The sequence below is a fragment of the Kitasatospora sp. NPDC057500 genome, assembly GCF_042802195.1.
Taxonomy (GTDB): Bacteria; Actinomycetota; Actinomycetes; order Streptomycetales; family Streptomycetaceae; genus Kitasatospora.
Genome location: NZ_JBHVER010000053.1, coordinates 1 through 16010 on the forward strand (window position 1 = coordinate 1; position 16010 = coordinate 16010).

A 16010-nucleotide genomic window follows, 5' to 3' on the forward strand; every position below is an offset into this window, starting at 1 on the left:
GGTCCGCCCCGGCGCGCGGGCCGGCCGCGCGCCCTCGGCGGCGGCCGGTGCTCGTCCGACCGTGCTACTTGGTGAGCGCCTCGACGCCGGCCTGCGCGAACTGCTCGTCCAGGTCGCCGCTCGGCGCGCCCGCGACACCGATGCCCGCCACCGGCGCGCCCTTGGACTGCACCGGGGCGCCGCCGGCCAGGAACAGCGTGTTCGGGATGTCCTTGAGGTTCGGGGCCTGCGCGAGGCGCTTGGTCAGCTCCGAGGTGGGCGCGTTCCAGGAGACCGCCGTGTACGCCTTCCGGACCGCCGACTCCGGCGACTGCGGGCCGGCGCCGTCGCCCTTGAGCAGCACCCGGGTGACGCCGTCACGGTCGACGACCGCCACCGAGACGCGCTGGCCCGCCTTGGCGGCCGCGTCCAGGGTGGCCTGGGCGGCCTTGGTGGCGGCCTCGATGGTCAGACCGGTGGTCTGGGCGAGGTTCTTGTTCTGGGCGTCGGTCTTGACCGCGGCCGCGGCGACGGCCGGGGTGTCGGTGGCCTCGGCGCTCGCCGAGACGGCGCCGACGGTGGCGGCGGCCAGCGCGGCGGCGGCGACGGTACCGGTCAGCACCTTGGTGCGAACGGAGGTCTTCTTCATGGTCCGGCTCCTCGTCGGATGGCGGTGGTGGGAACGGATTCGATCCTCCGTTCCAGGCCCCCCGCGCCGCATCGGCGGTCCGGACACCGCGCCCGGGCATGATGGACGACGGACCCGTCAGCCGATCGGTTGATGCGGCACCCGACCGGACGGGTCACCATCGAAGGATCACCCCGGCCCGGACAGAGCGAGGAGCGGCCCCGTGCACCACCCCGGCCCCCTCCCTTCCCCGTCCGCCCGACCCGCCCCGCCCGCCGCCCTCGACCCGGACGCCGGCCGGCTGGCCGTGCTGCTCGACTCCGCGTTCCTCCTCCTGCTCGCCACCTCGCTCAGCCGCTACCTCACCCACCACCCGGACAACCCGCGCATCCCCTGGGTGCTCGCGCTGAGCACCGCGCTGGCCGTCGTCCAGCCGGTCGGCTCCTGGCTCGCCCACCGCCGCCCGCCCGCCCCCGGACAGCGCCGCCGCCCCTGGCCGCTGGCCGTGGTGACCGTGCTCTGGGTGGTCCTGGTGCTGCTGGCGCCGAGCTTCGCCTGGTGCGCCGTCCCGCTGGTCTACACGGCCCTGCGGACGCTGCCCACGCCCGCGGCGATCCCGCTGGTCGCGGCACTCACCCTGCTGGTGGTCGTCGGCGAGGCCCGGCTGCCGGGCCCGGTGGACGCCAACCTCCTGCTGCTGCCGCCCGCCGTCGCCGCACTGGCCACCGGCGTCTTCCTGTACATGGAGCGGCAGGCCGAACGGCAGCGCGCGCTGATCGCCGACCTGGTCCGCACCCGGCGCGAACTCGCCGCCACCGAGCGGCGGGAGGGCACGCTGGCCGAGCGGGAACGGCTGGCGATGGAGATCCACGACACCCTCGCCCAGGGCCTGTCCAGCCAGCAGATGCTGCTCCAGGCCGCCGACCGCACCTGGGACGGCGACCAGGCCACCGCCCGGGGCCATGTCCGAACCGCCGCCGAAGTGGCCGCCAGGAACCTCGCCGAGGCCCGCCGCTTCGTCCACGACCTCGCGCCCGCCGAGCTCGCCGACGGCCGCACCCTGGAGCAGGCGCTGCGCTCGCTCGCCGAGCGGGAGTCCGCCGAGAGCGGGCTGCCGGTCCGCTTCCACCTGGACGGCGCGCCGGTGCCGCTGCCGGCCGCCGCGCAGTCGGCCCTGCTGCGGATCGCCCAGGGGGCGCTGGCCAACGTCCGGGAGCACGCCGGGGCCTCGGCCGCTGCGCTGACCCTCTCCTTCCTCGGCGACCAGGCCGTCCTGGACATCGCCGACGACGGCCGCGGCTTCACCCCCTCCACCCCGCCGGCCGCCCCCTCCGCCGCCGGCCGCGGCCACGGCCTGCCGGCCATGCGCGCCCGGCTGCGCCAGCTGGGCGGCACCCTGACCGTGGAGAGCGCGCCCGGCGAGGGCACCGTGGTCTCCGCGGCCGTCCCGCTCACCCCCGACCGCCGATAGCACCCGCCAGTACCTGGAGCCGTCCGATGAACTCCTCCACCCCCGCCCCGTCCCCGGTCCGGCTGCTGGTCTGCGACGACCACGCCGTGGTCCGGGCCGGCCTGCTCGCCCTGCTGGCCAGCGCCGGCGACATCGAGGTGGTCGGCGAGGCGAGCAGCGGCGAGGAGGCGGTCGAGCTGGCGGCCCGGCTGGCCCCGCAGGTGGTGCTGATGGACCTCCAGCTCGGCGACGGCATCGACGGCGTGGAGGCCACCCGGCGGATCACCGCCGCCCCGGCCGCCCCGCACGTCCTGGTGCTGACCACGTACGACACCGACGCCGACATCACCCGGGCGATCGGCGCGGGCGCGACCGGCTACCTGCTGAAGGCCGAGCGCCCGGAGGAGCTGTTCGCCGCGGTGCACTCGGCCGCTCAGGGGCGCACCGTGCTCTCGCCGCCGGTCGCCTCCCGGGTGATGGCGCAGATGCGGGCCCCGGCGCCGCAGCTCACCGAGCGGGAGACGGACATCCTCGCCCAGCTCGCCCAGGGGCTCGGCAACCGGGAGATCGCCCGTGCGCTGTTCATCAGCGAGGCGACCGTCAAGACCCACCTGGGCCGGATCTACGACAAGTTGGGCGTCGACACCCGGGCGGGCGCGGTGGCCGTCGCCAAGGAGCGCCGGCTGCTCCGCTGATACCGACATTCCATTCGGATTATCCGATTCCGAACATACGCCCCGACCCCCTCCGCCAGACCACTCGCCCTCCCCCCGGAAACCGGCCCCCACCGGCCTCTTCACCCGACCCGTCCGGCCGCCCCTTGCCATCCGGAGCACCATCGCCGATCGTTGGTGGTTCATGGTTCGGGCATTGACAAACCAACCATGCGGTTTGTTACCGTAATGATCAACGACGCCCCACCTCAAGGGGGCTTGCCGGGCCTGTGCGGAGCGCTCTCGCCGGAGAGTGTCGCCAGGGGGGACGGCGGGAGTCCGGGGCGATCGGGGGGAGCGGCGCAGAGCCGCGCGTCGACGCGGCGCGGAGCGAGTCCGGGGGGACTCGCTCCGCGCCTCCCTGCTTTCCGCACCCTGCTTCCCCGCGCCTGACCCGCCGGGAGACCCGACGGCCCTTGTCCGGTGGATTGGTCCAGTCCACACTGATCATCGGACGAGGGGGACGCCATGGCGGAAGGGACGGCGGACGGGCCCGAGGCCTTCGGCGGACGGCTCCGGGCGCTCCGCAGGAGGGCTGGGCTGAGCCAGCAGGCGGCCGCGGAGCGCGCCGGGATCAGCACCAGGGCACTGCGCGACATCGAGCACGGGCGGGTCCGGCGGCCCCGGACGGACACCCTGCGCCGGCTGGCCGAGGTGCTGGAACTGACCGGCGGCGAGCTGGCGGACCTGCTGACCGCCGCCCGCACCGAACCCGCGCGCGGCGCCGGACGGCCGAGGCTGCTGATCCTCGGCCCGCTCGCCCTCCAGCACGGCCGCACCCCGGTCCCGGTCACCGGCCCGATGGTGCGCCGCCTGCTCGGCCTGCTGGCGCTCAAGCACCCCGGGCCCGCCACCCGGCAGGAGATCACCGACACCCTCTGGCCGTCCGGACCGCCCGGCTCCCACCAGAGCCTCGTCCACGGCTACGTCGGCCAGGTCCGCCGACTGCTGGACCCCGACGGCCCGCGGACCGCCCCGCCGCCCGCCGTCGTGCGCACGCCCACCGGCTACCGGCTGGACGCGGCCCCGGGCGACATCGACCTCGGCCGGTTCGACGAACTGCTGGACCGGGCCCGGCGCCAGTTCCGCGAACCGGGCCCCGCCGGCACCGCGGAGGCCGCGTACGAGTCGCTGACGCGGGCCCTGCGGTACTGGCGGGGCCCGGTGCTCGCGGACGCCGACCCGGTGCTGCGCCGGCACCCGGCCGCGGTGGCGGCCGACGAACGGCGGGTCAGGGCCGCCCTGTTGCACGCGGACGCGGCGCTGCGGCTGCGCCGGGCCGAACAGGCCGTCCCGCTGCTGTCGGACCTGGTGGCTGCCGAGCCGCTGCACGAGGGCCTGCACGCCCGGCTGATCCTCGCCCTCGCGAGCTGCGGGGAGCAGGCCGCCGCGCTCGCCGTGTTCGGCCGCCTGCGCGAGCGGCTCGACGAGGAGCTGGGCATCGCGCCCGGCCCGGAGGTCCACGACGCCCATCTGCGGGTGCTGCGCCGGCAGCCGCCCCTCGCTCCGGCGCCCACCTCCTCGGCCCCGGCCCCGACACCGGTACCGGTCCCGGCCCAACTGCCCGCCGCGGCCAGCCTCCACGTCGGACGGAAGCGGCAACTGGCGGAGCTGGACGCCCTCGTCGCCCCCGGCCCGGCGCGGCGCCCGCACCTGGTGACGGTGGTCGGCCCGCCCGGCGTCGGCAAGACCGCGCTCGTCTCGCACTGGGCGCACGCGCGGCGCCGACACTTCGCGGACGGACAGCTCTTCGCCGACCTGCGCGGCCACAGCCGGCTCCCGGCGCTGCGCCCGGGCGACGTCCTGGCGCAGTTCCTCCGGGCGCTGGGCGTGCGGCCCGACCGGCTGCCCGCGGACCAGGACGAGGCCGCGGCGCTGTACCGCACGCTGCTCGCCGGCCGGCGGATGCTGATCGTGCTGGACGACGCGCGCGACGCCGAGCAGGTCAGGCCGTTGATCCCGGGCACCCCGGACTGCGCCGTGCTGATCACCAGCCGCGGCCGGCTCGCCGGACTGGTGGCCGGCGACGGCGCCCGCCGGCTCGGCCTGGACGTGCTCCGCCAGGACGAGGCCCGTCAACTGCTGGGCGGCACCGTCGGCGAGTGCCGGGTGGCGGCCGAGCCGGAGGCCGCCGGCGAACTCGTCCGGCTCTGCGGCGGCCTGCCGCTGGCCATCCGGATCGCCGGCGCCAACCTGGTCTCCCGCGGCACCGGGATCGCCGAGTACTGCGCCGAGCTGGCGGACGGCGACGTGCTCGGCCGGCTGAGCGTCGAAGGGGACCAGCGCTCGACCGTGCGGGCCGCGTTCGACCTCTCCTACCGCGCGCTCCCGGCCGCGTCCCGGCGGATGTTCCGGCTCCTCGGCCTGACGCCCGGCCCGGACCTCACCGCGGACGGCGCCGCCGCACTGGCCGGGGTGACCCCGGCCGCGGCATCCGCGCTGCTGGCGGGCCTGGCCGACGCCCACCTGGTGCGGGAACGGGGGGCCGGCCGCTTCGGGCTGCACGACCTGCTGCGCTGCTACGCCCGCGACCTGGCCGGTGCCACCGAGGCGCACGCCGCCCGGCGGCGGCTCTTCGACTGGTACCTGCACCGCACCGACGCGGCCGCCCGGCTGCTCTTCCCCACCGCGCCCACCGCGCCCGCCGCGCCCGCCGGGGGCACCGGGGACGCCGGCCCGGCAGCACTGCCTCCGGCACCGTTCGCGGACCACGGCCGGGCCGCGCAGTGGCTGGAGCACGAGCGCGAGAACCTGGCCGGCGCCGTCCTGGAGGCCTCCGGCACCGGCTTCGGCGCCCTCGCCCGCCGGCTGGCCGGGAACCTGCACGGCTATCTGTCGACCGGCATGCACACCGGCGACTGCTTCGAGGCCGCCGCCGCCCGGCTGCGCCGCCCCGGGCCCGGCCGCCGGGAGGACGCCGACGACGACCTCGCCACCCTCGGCCTGGTCTGCTGGAAGCTCGGCCGGCTGCACGAGGCCGCCGAGCACTTCACGCAGGTGGCCCGGTACTTCCACGACCTCGACGCGGCCCGGGCCGAGGCGGTCTCGCACACCAACCTGGGCGTCGTCCACCGGGCGCTGGGACGCCCCGGCGACGCGATCCGGGTGCTCGGCGACACCCTCCCGCTCCATCTGCGCGACGGCAACAGGTTCAGCGAGACGGTCGCCCTGAACGGCCTCTCCGGCGCCTACACCGACCTGGGCGACACCGTCACCGGCCGGCTGCTGGCACACACCGCGCTCGACGCCGCGCGGACGCTGCGCAACCGGGCGCTGGAGGCCAACGCCTACCTCGCGCTCGGTGCCGCGCAGGAACGCGCCCACCAGCCCGCCGACGCGGCCGACAGCTACCAGGAGGCGCTGCGCCTGGCCGAGTCGGTGAACGACCGGTTCCCGCAGGCCGCCGCGCTCGTCGGACTCGCGACGGTCCAGGCCCGCCTGGACCCGCGGGCCGCCCTGCGCACCGCGGAGCACGCCGTCGAGTTCTCCCGCGAGGCGCGGTTCCGGATGCTCGAAGGCTGCGCGCTCGACGCGCTGGCCCGCGTCCGGGTACGGCTGGGCGAGTCGCGGACCGCCCTGGAGAGCGGACGCGCCGCCCTCGCCGTGCACCGCGAGACCGGCCACCGGCCCGGCGAGGCACGCAGCCACCTGGCGCTCGGCCACGCGCAGGCGGCCCTCGGCGCACGGAGCCGGGCGTTCGGCCACTGGCGCGAGTCCCGGCGGCTCTCCCGGGCGATGGCCGTCGGCAGAACTGCCGCCCCGGCAGTTTCCCCGGTTCTTCCGGTCCGGCCGGCGGAACGCCGGACCTGCGACGAAACCGCAGGTCGGCGCTAGTACGGCCGAGGCGTCCCGCGCCTGCCGGCCTCCCGTCCGGCTACCGGAGACGCACCGGTCGGCCTCCCTACGGTGGCCGCATGGACGACCTCCTGACCCACCGCCCCTGCGAAACCCCTGCGACCGAACCACCCGCGCCCGACGCACCCCGGACCGAAGTGCCCGGGCCCGACGCGTCCCGGACCGCGCAACCCGCCATCTGGTCCCGCAACTTCCGGTACTACTTCACCGCCCGCAGCGCCGGCCTGCTCAGCTGGGCGATGCTGCCGGTCGCCGTCTCGGCCGGGCTGCTCAGCGGCGGTCACGGCCTGGACACCGCCGGGTACGCGATGGCCTTCCTGGTGGGCCCGTTCGCCGGCCTGGTGCTGTTCGGCGGCGTACTCGCCGACCGGTTCACCGCCCGCCGGATGATGATCGCCGCCGACCTCGCCAACCTCACCGCGCACGTCCTGCTCGCCCTGCTGTTCCTCCACGGCGTCGACCGGCTCTGGCAGTTGTACGCGCTGCTGGCGGTGGCCGGCACCGCCAACGCGATGTTCCAGCCGGGCGCCGCCTCGACCGTCCCGCTGGTCGCCCGCGACGTCCAGGGCGCCAACGGCGTGCTGCGCACCTCCGAGGCGCTCACCGGGCTGGGCGGCCCGGCGCTGGCCGGCGTCCTGGTCGGACTCGGCGACACCGCCTGGGTGATGGCGATCTCCGCCGTCGCCTACGGGACCAGCGCCGTCTGCCTGTTCGCGCTCCGGCTCGGGACGGTGCCCGCCCCGCCGGCCGGCGGGGGACTCTGGCACAACCTGGCGGTCGGCTGGCGGGAGTTCCGCGCCCGCAGCTGGCTCTGGGGCGTGATCGTGATCTGGATGGTCTTCGCCGTGCTCTCCTGGGGCCCGCAGCTGTCGGTGGCCGCCGGCGTCATCGTCCCCGAGCACGGTGCCACCGCCTTCGGCCTGCTCAACTGCGCCCTGGGCGCGGGCACCGTGGCCGGCGGCCTGCTGGCGATCCGCTACAAGCCGGCCCGCCCGCTCGCCGCCGGAGCCGTCGCGATGCTGGCCTTCCCCCTCTACCCGCTCGGCATCGTCCTCGGCTGGCCGCTCTGGCTGCTCGCCGCCGCCCAGGTCGCGGTCGGCGCCGGCACCGGCGTCTGGGGCGTCATGTGGGCCACCAGCGTCCAGACCCAAGTCCCCGGCGAGGTGCTCAACCGCGTCCACGCCTACGAGGTGGCCGGCTCCGTCGGCATGTACCCCATCGGCAGCGCCCTCGCCGGCCCCGCCGCCCACGCCTTCGGCACCGACAGCGTCCTCCTCCTCGGCGTCGTCGTCGCCCTCCTCACCACCACCGCCCTCCTGGCCGCCCGCCCCATCCGCACCCTCGCCCGCGTCTGACCACGCCCCCGGCAGCGCGAAAAGCCCGACAGGCGCACTGTTCTCAGGCCATTCTGGGCTCATGAACCGACTCCGGACGCGATCTGTTCGGGATCACCGCCCGGAGCACGAAGTCACACTCCATCAGCAGCCCCTGGCACCCGGCGCGAGACGACAGAGCCGGGTGCCGTCGCTCGAACGGAAGGCTTCACCATGAGCCGCACAGGCACGTGTCCAAGAGTTCTCATAGTCGGGGCGGGCCTGGCCGGCACCGCCACGGCGATCCGACTGCTTCGCTTCGCCCGCGGGCCGCTCGAAATCGTCCTGCTCGAACGGCGCTCCGACTACCGGTCCGCCGGCGTCGCCTACCACCGGGACGGCAACCCCTGGGACCATGTGTTCAACATCCAGGCGGGCCGGATGTCGGTGTTCCGGGAGGACGTCCTCGACTTCGTCCGCTGGGCCAACGCCGAAGCCGACCGCCGGGACTGGCCGGCGCCCTGGGACGGGTTCGAGTTCACCGAGCAGGGCCCGGCGCCCCGGCGGATCTTCCACGACTACCTGATCGACCGGCTGGCCGAGGCCGCCCGGGAAGCGTGTCCCGGCGTCGTGCTCGTCGAAGCGGACGGCGATGCGGTCGACATGGAAGTACGCCCCACCGGCGTCGAGGTGACGGTGCGTCGCCCTTCCGCGGACGGCGAAGCCGGGCCGGAGACGGAACCGACCGCCCTGTTCGCCGAACACGTCGTCCTGGCGACCGGCCTCGAACTCAGGGATCCGCCCTTCGCCGCCGGCGTCGTCGCGCACCCGTCCTTCGTGCGGAACCCCTACTCCGCGGACGGCGTCCGCAAGCTCGTGGCGCTCCCGCCCGAGGCGACGGTCGCGATCGTCGGATCCGTGCTGAGCGCCTACGACTCGGCGGGCCTGCTGCTGCGCCAGGGGCACACCGGAAGGATCCATCTGATCTCCAAGACCGGGACGATGTTCCGCACGTACCCCGGCGGGCACGAGCACGCGGTCGTACAACTGCCCTGCCCGAAAACGCTGCTGGAGCCCTACCGGAACCGCGAGGAGTTCCTCGCCCGGATCCGCTCCGAATGGGAGGCGGCGAACGCGGCGGTCGTCCGGGAGCACCCCGGAATCGACCCGACGGTGATCGCGGAGCGGGTGACCAAGGCGTGGGAGCCGCATCTCCCCAAGGTCATCGAACGGATTCCCTCCGCGGAACTGCGGCGCCTGCTGGACGAGTTCGGTACCGCGATCGCCGCGCTCCGGGTCGGCGCCGTGGAGTACACGATGGCCGTCATCGAGCGCGCGATACACCCGGTGGACGGGACGGTGAAACTGGTCGTCGGGGGCGTGGAGGCGATCACGCCGGCGGAATCGGGGCGGCTGGTCGTCTCGGTCACGGCCCCGGACGAGAAACACGCCATCGAGGCCGACCTCGTGGTGTCCAACTTCGGCCGGGAGTCGGACTACAGCAGGGTCGGCCGGCCGCTCTGGCGCAACCTCCTCCGGAAGGGGCTCGCGGTCCCCCACGAACGCACCGCGCGCGGCCTGGAGGTCGACGAACACGGAACGCTGCTGAACCCGGGCGGGGAGCCGGCCGGCCCGCTCTCCGCGGTCGGCGTGCTGAGAGAGGGCGACGAGATCGTGCGACGCGGCCGGACCGGCGCGTTCGCCTTCAATCTCGCCGCCATCAAGAACCATTCAATCGCGGTCGCCGCGCGGGTGATCGAGCAGCTGGAACTGCGTGAAGACGGCTTGGCACGGGATTTGGCTCATTACCGTGGCTGCGTCAGCAACACGGAGGAAGCGACCCCGGACGGATTCGAGGAGGCTGTTGTCCTGGAGGTGAGGAGGTTGGCCACCCGGGCCCGAAGTGAGCGAGAACTGCTCGGTTCCCGGTTGGACGCCTGCATTCGGTCCATGGGCGAACTTCCGTCCCTCCCGATGGCTGCTTCCCGGCACGACCGCCTGATGAGGGCGGTCGTCAACCGGGCCGCCGTCGAACGACTCACCGACGTCTCCGTGACGCCACGGCAGTTGCGTCGACAACTCGGGATATCGGACACCGAGCCTCTGGAGGGTTAGTTGAACGGGCGACGGATTCAGGGATTCCTACTGACCGGTGGCACACAGAGTGTTCTGCAAGGCACCTGTAACCGCACAAGAGGTCCACTCGACGGATCCATTCTCGTCGCCCCTTCCCTCGATGCGGGTCTGTACGACGCGATCGTGGCATCGCGCGCGGTCATCTGCGGTTCGGGCGGGCTGACCGGCCACATGCAGTCCCTCTGCCGGGGCAGAGGCATTCCCGTGCTCCGCGTCGACCAGGCGGACCTCGCCGATCTGGTCGGCGAGGTGACGCTGAACCTGGCGAGCCAGACCGTCTTCCTCGGCTCCGACGCGGGCGCCGGGGCCGCGGGCTCGGGGGACGGGAGTCCTTCCCTGGAGGACCTCGGCTCGGCGTGCGCGGTCATCGCGGACCTCCAGGACATCCAGACGATCAACTCGTGCGGGCCGAAGGCGAAGCGGGTCGAGTCCTTCTTCATCCGCGAGGAGTTCCTCTGCCTGGCGGCGGGCCTGCGCCCGCTCGACGCCCTGCACGGCAGCCCCGCCGACATCGCGGCCTACGGGCTGGCCGTCGCGGACCGGCTGTGCACCTTCGTCGAGGCGCTCCTGCCCGACCAACGGCTGGTCCTGAGGCTCCTAGACCTGCGCTCCGACCACGCCGCCGGCGTCACCGAGCAGGCCCCGGTGGCGGTCGAACCGAACCCCGAGCTGGGCCTGCACGGCGCCCGCTGGCTGCTCGGTTCGGCCGCCTACCGGGACGCCCTGCACGCCGTCCTCGGGTCCCTGCGCGAGCGGCTCGGCGACGACGCGGGCCGCGTGCACCTCTCGATTCCGTTCCTCAACGACGCGAAGGAGTTCACCCGGCTCATAGCCCACCTGGAGTTACCCGCCGGCGTGCCCGTGGCCGCGTTCATCGAAACGCCCGCGGCGGTGCACGCCACCCGGGCACTCTGCGCCGCGGGCGCCAGCGAGCTGTTCGTCGGCACGAAGGACCTGGTGCAGTTCTACCTGGCCGCCGACCGGACCAACCACCTGGTGGCCGACTCCTACCAGACCCGGCACCCCGCCGTCCTGGACGGAGTGCAGCGGGTGGTGGAGTCCGCACGCGCCGCGGACACCCCGGTACGGGTGTTCTCACTGGGCGCGGACCTCGCCCACTACCTGGAGCGCGTACCGACCCCGGACGGCTACATGATGTGCACCGCCGAACTCCGTCAGGTGATGCTCCAGTCCCAGCCCTGACCCTGCACCGTCCCGGACGACAGAGAAGCCGCAGGTCGCTGACCTGCGGCTTCTCGGTATGGAGCGGGCGACGAGAATCGAACTCGCGCTCTAAGCTTGGGAAGCTCATGTTCTACCATTAAACTACGCCCGCCTGATGAGCCGTCAGAGACCGCTCGATCTGTCCCTCACTGTACCCCATCCGTGACTGCGGTTGCACAGGTGGGCGGGGGTTGTGGCGGTGGGGCGGCGGGGGCGGGCGGGGGCGTACTGTGTGGGCCGCGTGAGAGTGCCCCGGCGGGTGGGGGCGGGGCGGCGAGCCTTGGTGTGGAATGTCCGGTACATCCCCTAATGTGACGCTGGTCCCGGGGGCTCCGCCGTTCGGGGCGATGAGTACGGGTGAGTACTGGGGTAAGGATGGGAAGGGGACCGATGGAGCAGCGCGCCGTCGTTCGTTGTGCCGAGGGGCACCTGTTCAGCACCACCACGTTCCCGATGCAGAACCTCGGACCCGGCCGGCTGGGGCCCGGGCGGCTGATCAGGTGTCCGCAGTGCGGACGGCTGCGGAGCTCGGTGCTGGCCGATGTGCGGGAGCTGTCCGAGCCGCAACTGGCCCGGGCGCTGCGGCTGGAGGCCGCGGAGTTCCTCGCCTGACGAGGGCGGACACGGGAGAGAAGTGACAGGTGCGGCCCCGGGCGATTCGTCCGGGGCCGCGTCGTGCACGTAACCTCGAAGCGTGCTGCTCTCTGACAAGGACATCCGGACCGAGATCGACAACGGCCGGGTGGTGATCGATCCGTTCGACCCCGCGATGATCCAGCCGTCGAGCATCGACGTGCGCCTGGACCGCTTCTTCCGGGTCTTCGAGAACCACCGCTACCCGCACATCGACCCCTCCGAGGAGCAGCCGGACCTGACCCGGCTGGTCGAGCCGGAGGGCGACGAGGCGTTCATCCTGCACCCGGGCGAGTTCGTGCTGGCGTCGACCTACGAGGTCATCACGCTGCCGGATGACGTCGCCTCGCGGCTGGAGGGCAAGTCCAGCCTGGGCCGGCTCGGGCTGCTGACGCACTCCACGGCGGGCTTCATCGACCCGGGCTTCAGCGGGCACGTCACGCTGGAGCTGTCGAACGTCGCGACCCTGCCGATCAAGCTCTACCCGGGGATGAAGATCGGGCAGCTCTGCCTGTTCCGGCTCTCCTCGCCGTCGGAGCACCCCTACGGCTCGGAGCGGTACGGCTCCCGCTACCAGGGGCAGCGCGGTCCGACGCCGTCGCGGTCCTACCTGAACTTCCACCGGACGAACGTCTGATCCGGGCGAGGAGCTGCACGGTGCGGGCGGTCACCCCTTCCCCAGGGGTGACCGCCCGCCGGTGCGTCAGGCCCGCTTCGGGCGGGTGACGGCGACCAGCTCGCTGCCGTCCTCGGAGAGCCGCAGCTCGGTGCGGAGCTCGGCCAGCTCGCCCAGGTGGTGCAGGTGGGTGCCGCCGCAGAAGATCCGCGCCGCGCCCTCGGGCAGCTCGCAGTGCCACTCGCGGCGGGCGGTCAGCTCCGGGCCGGGGACGTCGATGCGCACCGGGGCGTCGGCGGCCACCCAGGCGGCCAGCCGGCGGTTGACGGCCTCGGTGAGCGCGGGGAGGGCGTCGGCGAGGGCCGGGAGCTCCTCGGTGGCCTCGGCGGTGAAGCCCTTCTTGCGCAGCGACTTGCCGAGCCGGTAGGTGTCGGTGCTCGCCTCGGTGTCCATCACCGAGCTCGCCATGGCGAGGCTGTCGAAGTCCGGGTGGCCGAAGGCGTCGGCGCGGCCCGGGTCCTTGCGCCAGCGCGGCGCGAGCGCCTCGTTGAGGGCGAGGGCGAGCAGGTGGCAGCCGCTGTGCGAGGCGCTGAGCGCGGCGCGGCGCCCGGCGTCGACGGTGAGGACCGCGGTACGGCCGACGAGGTCGCCCGGGTCGGCCGCGAGGACGTGCAGGACCAGCCAGGACCACTCCTCGTCGCCGCGCCGGACCGGGATGTCGGCGCCGGCCAGCGGGGCGCCGCCGTCCGGGCCCACCGCGCCGGTGAGGCAGTCGACGACGGCCAGCTCGACGCCGTCCACGGTGAGCGTGCCGAGGTCGGCCGGCTGGTCGGGCCAGGTGTGGTCGAGCGGGTGGAACGGGGTCGCCCCGGTGACCACGGCGTAGCGGCCGTCGGCCAGCGGGTGCACCGCGAGCACCGTCGACTCGCCGGTCACCGCCCCGGCCGGGAAGCTGACGTGGGTGGTGGGGAGGGTCATGCCTGGCTCCGTGCGGGTGAGGGTGGACGGGACAAACGGAACGGGCCCCGCGAGGCGAGGCCCGTCGTCCATTGTCGCCGAGGGCGCCGGGGACGCCCGAGGGCACCCGGGACCCCCGGTGGCGCCGGCGGTCAGCCCAGGGTCGGCAGCTTGATCAGCACCAGCAGCGCCAGCAGTTGCAGCGCGGCCGCGCCGGCCGCCTTGCCCCAGGGCAGGTCGTGCACCCGGCGGACCATGCCGGCCAGCAGGTAGCCGCAGAGCAGCCAGGTGGCCCAGCCGACCACCTGGACGACCAGGTTGTCGGCGGGCAGCACCAGCGCCAGCAGCAGCCGCGGCGCGTCGGTGACCCAGCCGATCAGCACGGCGAGGCCGACCGTGGACTGCCACGGGCCGTCGCCGCCGAACTGCCGGGCCAGCCCGTACGTCACGGCGCCGAGCATGGCGCCGGCCAGCGTGAAGCCGATCGCGGCGGCGAGCATCGCGGTGAGCGCCACGGTGAAGGTCGAGTCGAACACGTCGTCGCGGGTCAGGCCGATGCCGAGCACGGCGAGGGCGCCGTACAGCAGCGAGACGGTGACGGCGGGGAGCCAGACCTGGTGGTCGCGGGTGCGGTCGAAGACCGCGGTGGGGTTGCGGAAGAGCCCGGTCAGCAGCTCGCGCCAGGTCGGCCGGGGGCCGGTGACCTGCGGCGCGGACTGGCCGCCGGCCCGGTAGACGGCGACGTTGTCCTCGCCGTACCCGTCCGCGTACGGGTAGGCCGGCTGCTCCTGGCCGTAGGAGGACGGCTCGCCCGCGTACGGGTCGGCGCCGACCGGGAAGGCCCGGGTGTGGCCCGGGTTGTCGGCCGCGTACGGGTCCCGGTGCGGGGCCTGCGGGGACTGCGGCGCCGGGTGCGGGGCCTGCGGGGCGCGCGGGCCGTACGGGTCGTACGCGTGGTACGGGTCCTGGTGCCCCTGCTGCGGGCCGGTGAAGTACTCCGGCCCGTCCGTCGGCCCGTACCCCCCGGGCGCCGCCTGCTGCTGCGGGGGCGCCGACCACCCGCCACGGGGGTCGGCGCCCTGACCGCTGTCGTATCGATTGCCAGCCACGTTCCGAAGGTACCCGCCCGGCGGGCGCCGCGGCGGACGGGAACCGGACCGGGGCCGGTTTGCAGCGAGCCTGTGACGCCGCAGCGGGCACCGGCGTCGCCGGGCGGGCCCTACTGCGCCACGCCGACCTTCGGCCCGTGCACCGCCGCCGCCGCGCTGGTGCCGGCCGGGCACCCGCCCGGGCCGGCCGAGGTGCGCACCGCGCCGACCGGCAGCAGCGTGCCGCAGGCGATCCGCACGCCGTTCGGCAGCTCGTTGTCGGACTCGACGATCGCGCCGTCGCCGATCACCGCGCCGTCCAGCGCGGAGCGGTCGCCGACGGTCGCGAAGGCACCCACGATCGAGTCCTTGACCAGGCTGTCGGGACCGATGACGGCGCCGGGCAGGATCACGCTGCCCTCGACGATCGCACCGGCCTCGACCACCGCGCCCTCGGAGACCACGGTGCCGCCGCTGAGCACCGCGCCGTGCCGCACGGTCGAGCCGGGCAGCAGCAGGGCGTCGCCGGTCGGGCCGGGGACGGCGGGCGAGTCGACCTTGCCGAGCACCAGGTCGGCCGAGCCGCGCACGAAGGCGGCCGGCGTGCCGAGGTCGAGCCAGTACGAGGTGTCGACGACGCCGCGCAGCAGCGCGCCGGTGGCCAGCAGCTCGGGGAAGGTCTCGCGCTCCACGGAGACCTCGCGGCCGGCCGGGATGCGGTCGATGACCGAGCGGGTGAAGACGTAGCAGCCGGCGTTGATCTGGTCGGTGACGATCTGCTCCGGCGTCTCCGGCTTCTCCAGGAACTCCAGCACCCGCCCGTCGGCGTCGGTGGGGACCAGCCCGAAGGCGCGCGGGTCCTCGACCCGGGTGAGGTGCAGGGTGACGTCGGCCCCGGCGGCCACGTGGCCGTCGCGCAGGGCGGCGATGTCGACTCCCGAGAGGATGTCGCCGTTGAACACCAGGACCGGCTCGTCGGGGCCGCAGGTGAGCCCGGTGGCGGCGTTGCGGATGGCGCCGCCGGTGCCGAGCGGCTCGCGCTCGGTCAGGTAGACCAGCTCGATGCCGTAGGGCGTGCCGTCCTGGAAGTGGTCCTCGAAGACCTCGGCGAGGTAGGAGGTGGCGAGCACCACGCGGGTGACCCCGGCGGCCGCCGCGCGGGCCAGCTGGTGCGCGATGAACGGGACGCCCGCCACCGGCAGCATGGGCTTGGGGGTGTGGGTGGTCAGCGGACGCAGTCGCGTGCCCTTACCACCGACCAGCATGATCGCCTCGGTCATGGTCTGCGCTGTTCCCCTTGTGGTCTCTGCGGCCCGGCCCGGCGGGCCGATACCTCCGTCGGTGTGCTGTACGCCGTTCCGGGGGCCGGAACGGATCGACCGGCGCGCGGCCGGTCCGGCGCCTACTGTATTTCCTCC

The 16010-nt window shown here is 74.5% G+C and carries 11 protein-coding genes, 1 tRNA gene and 1 pseudogene; 8 read left to right on the plus strand and 5 right to left on the minus strand.

What is annotated here, in order from left to right:
* Positions 1-64: 64 nt before the first annotated feature.
* A complete protein-coding gene (locus tag ACFU74_RS14345; RefSeq protein WP_380756223.1) occupies positions 65-628 on the minus strand; it encodes a heme-binding protein in 564 nt (187 codons plus the stop codon).
* Positions 629-830: 202 nt separating this feature from the next.
* Between ACFU74_RS14345 and ACFU74_RS14350 the strand changes: the two genes are divergently transcribed.
* The 6 genes from ACFU74_RS14350 (at position 831) to ACFU74_RS14375 (ending at position 11277) form a co-directional block, all read left to right on the plus strand.
* Positions 831-2078, plus strand: a complete 1248-nt coding sequence (locus tag ACFU74_RS14350; RefSeq protein WP_380756225.1) for a sensor histidine kinase — start codon at positions 831-833, stop codon at positions 2076-2078.
* 26 nt (positions 2079-2104) lie between these two features.
* Positions 2105-2752 carry a response regulator gene (locus tag ACFU74_RS14355; RefSeq protein ID WP_380756227.1) on the plus strand — a complete coding sequence of 216 codons (648 nt, stop codon included), beginning with the start codon at positions 2105-2107 and terminating at the stop codon, positions 2750-2752.
* 486 nt (positions 2753-3238) lie between these two features.
* Positions 3239-6604 (plus strand): BTAD domain-containing putative transcriptional regulator, encoded by a 3366-nt coding sequence (locus ACFU74_RS14360; protein WP_380756229.1) that lies wholly within the window; start codon positions 3239-3241, stop codon positions 6602-6604.
* 80 nt (positions 6605-6684) lie between these two features.
* Positions 6685-7980: an MFS transporter gene (locus ACFU74_RS14365; RefSeq protein WP_380756231.1), complete on the plus strand. Its 1296-nt coding sequence runs from the start codon at positions 6685-6687 to the stop codon at positions 7978-7980.
* Between the two features lie 192 nt (positions 7981-8172).
* Positions 8173-10053 (plus strand): FAD/NAD(P)-binding protein, encoded by a 1881-nt coding sequence (locus tag ACFU74_RS14370; RefSeq protein ID WP_380756233.1) that lies wholly within the window; start codon positions 8173-8175, stop codon positions 10051-10053.
* On the plus strand, positions 10054-11277 hold the full coding sequence (locus ACFU74_RS14375) for a putative PEP-binding protein (protein ID WP_380756235.1): 1224 nt from the start codon (positions 10054-10056) through the stop codon (positions 11275-11277).
* 59 nt (positions 11278-11336) lie between these two features.
* Here the strand turns inward: ACFU74_RS14375 and ACFU74_RS14380 are convergent.
* Positions 11337-11410, minus strand: a tRNA-Gly gene (locus ACFU74_RS14380).
* 278 nt (positions 11411-11688) lie between these two features.
* Between ACFU74_RS14380 and ACFU74_RS14385 the strand changes: the two genes are divergently transcribed.
* Positions 11689-11910, plus strand: coding sequence for a hypothetical protein (locus tag ACFU74_RS14385; RefSeq protein ID WP_199839558.1), 222 nt, complete (start codon positions 11689-11691; stop codon positions 11908-11910).
* An 82-nt stretch (positions 11911-11992) separates the two neighbouring features.
* On the plus strand, positions 11993-12568 hold the full coding sequence (gene dcd / locus ACFU74_RS14390; protein WP_380756237.1) for a dCTP deaminase: 576 nt from the start codon (positions 11993-11995) through the stop codon (positions 12566-12568).
* A 66-nt stretch (positions 12569-12634) separates the two neighbouring features.
* Here the strand turns inward: dcd and ACFU74_RS14395 are convergent, their stop codons facing one another.
* The 3 genes and pseudogenes from ACFU74_RS14395 to ACFU74_RS14405 form a co-directional block, all read right to left on the minus strand.
* Positions 12635-13525 (minus strand): metal-dependent hydrolase, encoded by an 891-nt coding sequence (locus ACFU74_RS14395; protein ID WP_380756239.1) that lies wholly within the window; start codon positions 13523-13525, stop codon positions 12635-12637.
* 131 nt (positions 13526-13656) lie between these two features.
* Positions 13657-14613, minus strand: a complete 957-nt coding sequence (locus tag ACFU74_RS14400; protein ID WP_380756241.1) for a YIP1 family protein — start codon at positions 14611-14613, stop codon at positions 13657-13659.
* 185 nt (positions 14614-14798) lie between these two features.
* Positions 14799-15872: pseudogene (locus ACFU74_RS14405) on the minus strand (sugar phosphate nucleotidyltransferase); the annotation flags it as partial.
* Between the last annotated feature and the right edge of the window lie 138 nt (positions 15873-16010).

Bases quoted from the DNA above. Each gene is read 5' to 3' on its own strand.
- ACFU74_RS14345 (WP_380756223.1), bottom strand. From the start codon at position 628: ATGAAGAAGACCTCCGTTCGCACCAAGGTGCTGACCGGTACCGTCGCC.
- ACFU74_RS14355 (WP_380756227.1), top strand. From the start codon at position 2,105: ATGAACTCCTCCACCCCCGCCCCGTCCCCGGTCCGGCTGCTGGTCTGC.
- ACFU74_RS14360 (WP_380756229.1), top strand. From the start codon at position 3,239: ATGGCGGAAGGGACGGCGGACGGGCCCGAGGCCTTCGGCGGACGGCTC.
- ACFU74_RS14365 (WP_380756231.1), top strand. From the start codon at position 6,685: ATGGACGACCTCCTGACCCACCGCCCCTGCGAAACCCCTGCGACCGAA.
- ACFU74_RS14370 (WP_380756233.1), top strand. From the start codon at position 8,173: ATGAGCCGCACAGGCACGTGTCCAAGAGTTCTCATAGTCGGGGCGGGC.
- ACFU74_RS14385 (WP_199839558.1), top strand. From the start codon at position 11,689: ATGGAGCAGCGCGCCGTCGTTCGTTGTGCCGAGGGGCACCTGTTCAGC.
- ACFU74_RS14395 (WP_380756239.1), bottom strand. From the start codon at position 13,525: ATGACCCTCCCCACCACCCACGTCAGCTTCCCGGCCGGGGCGGTGACC.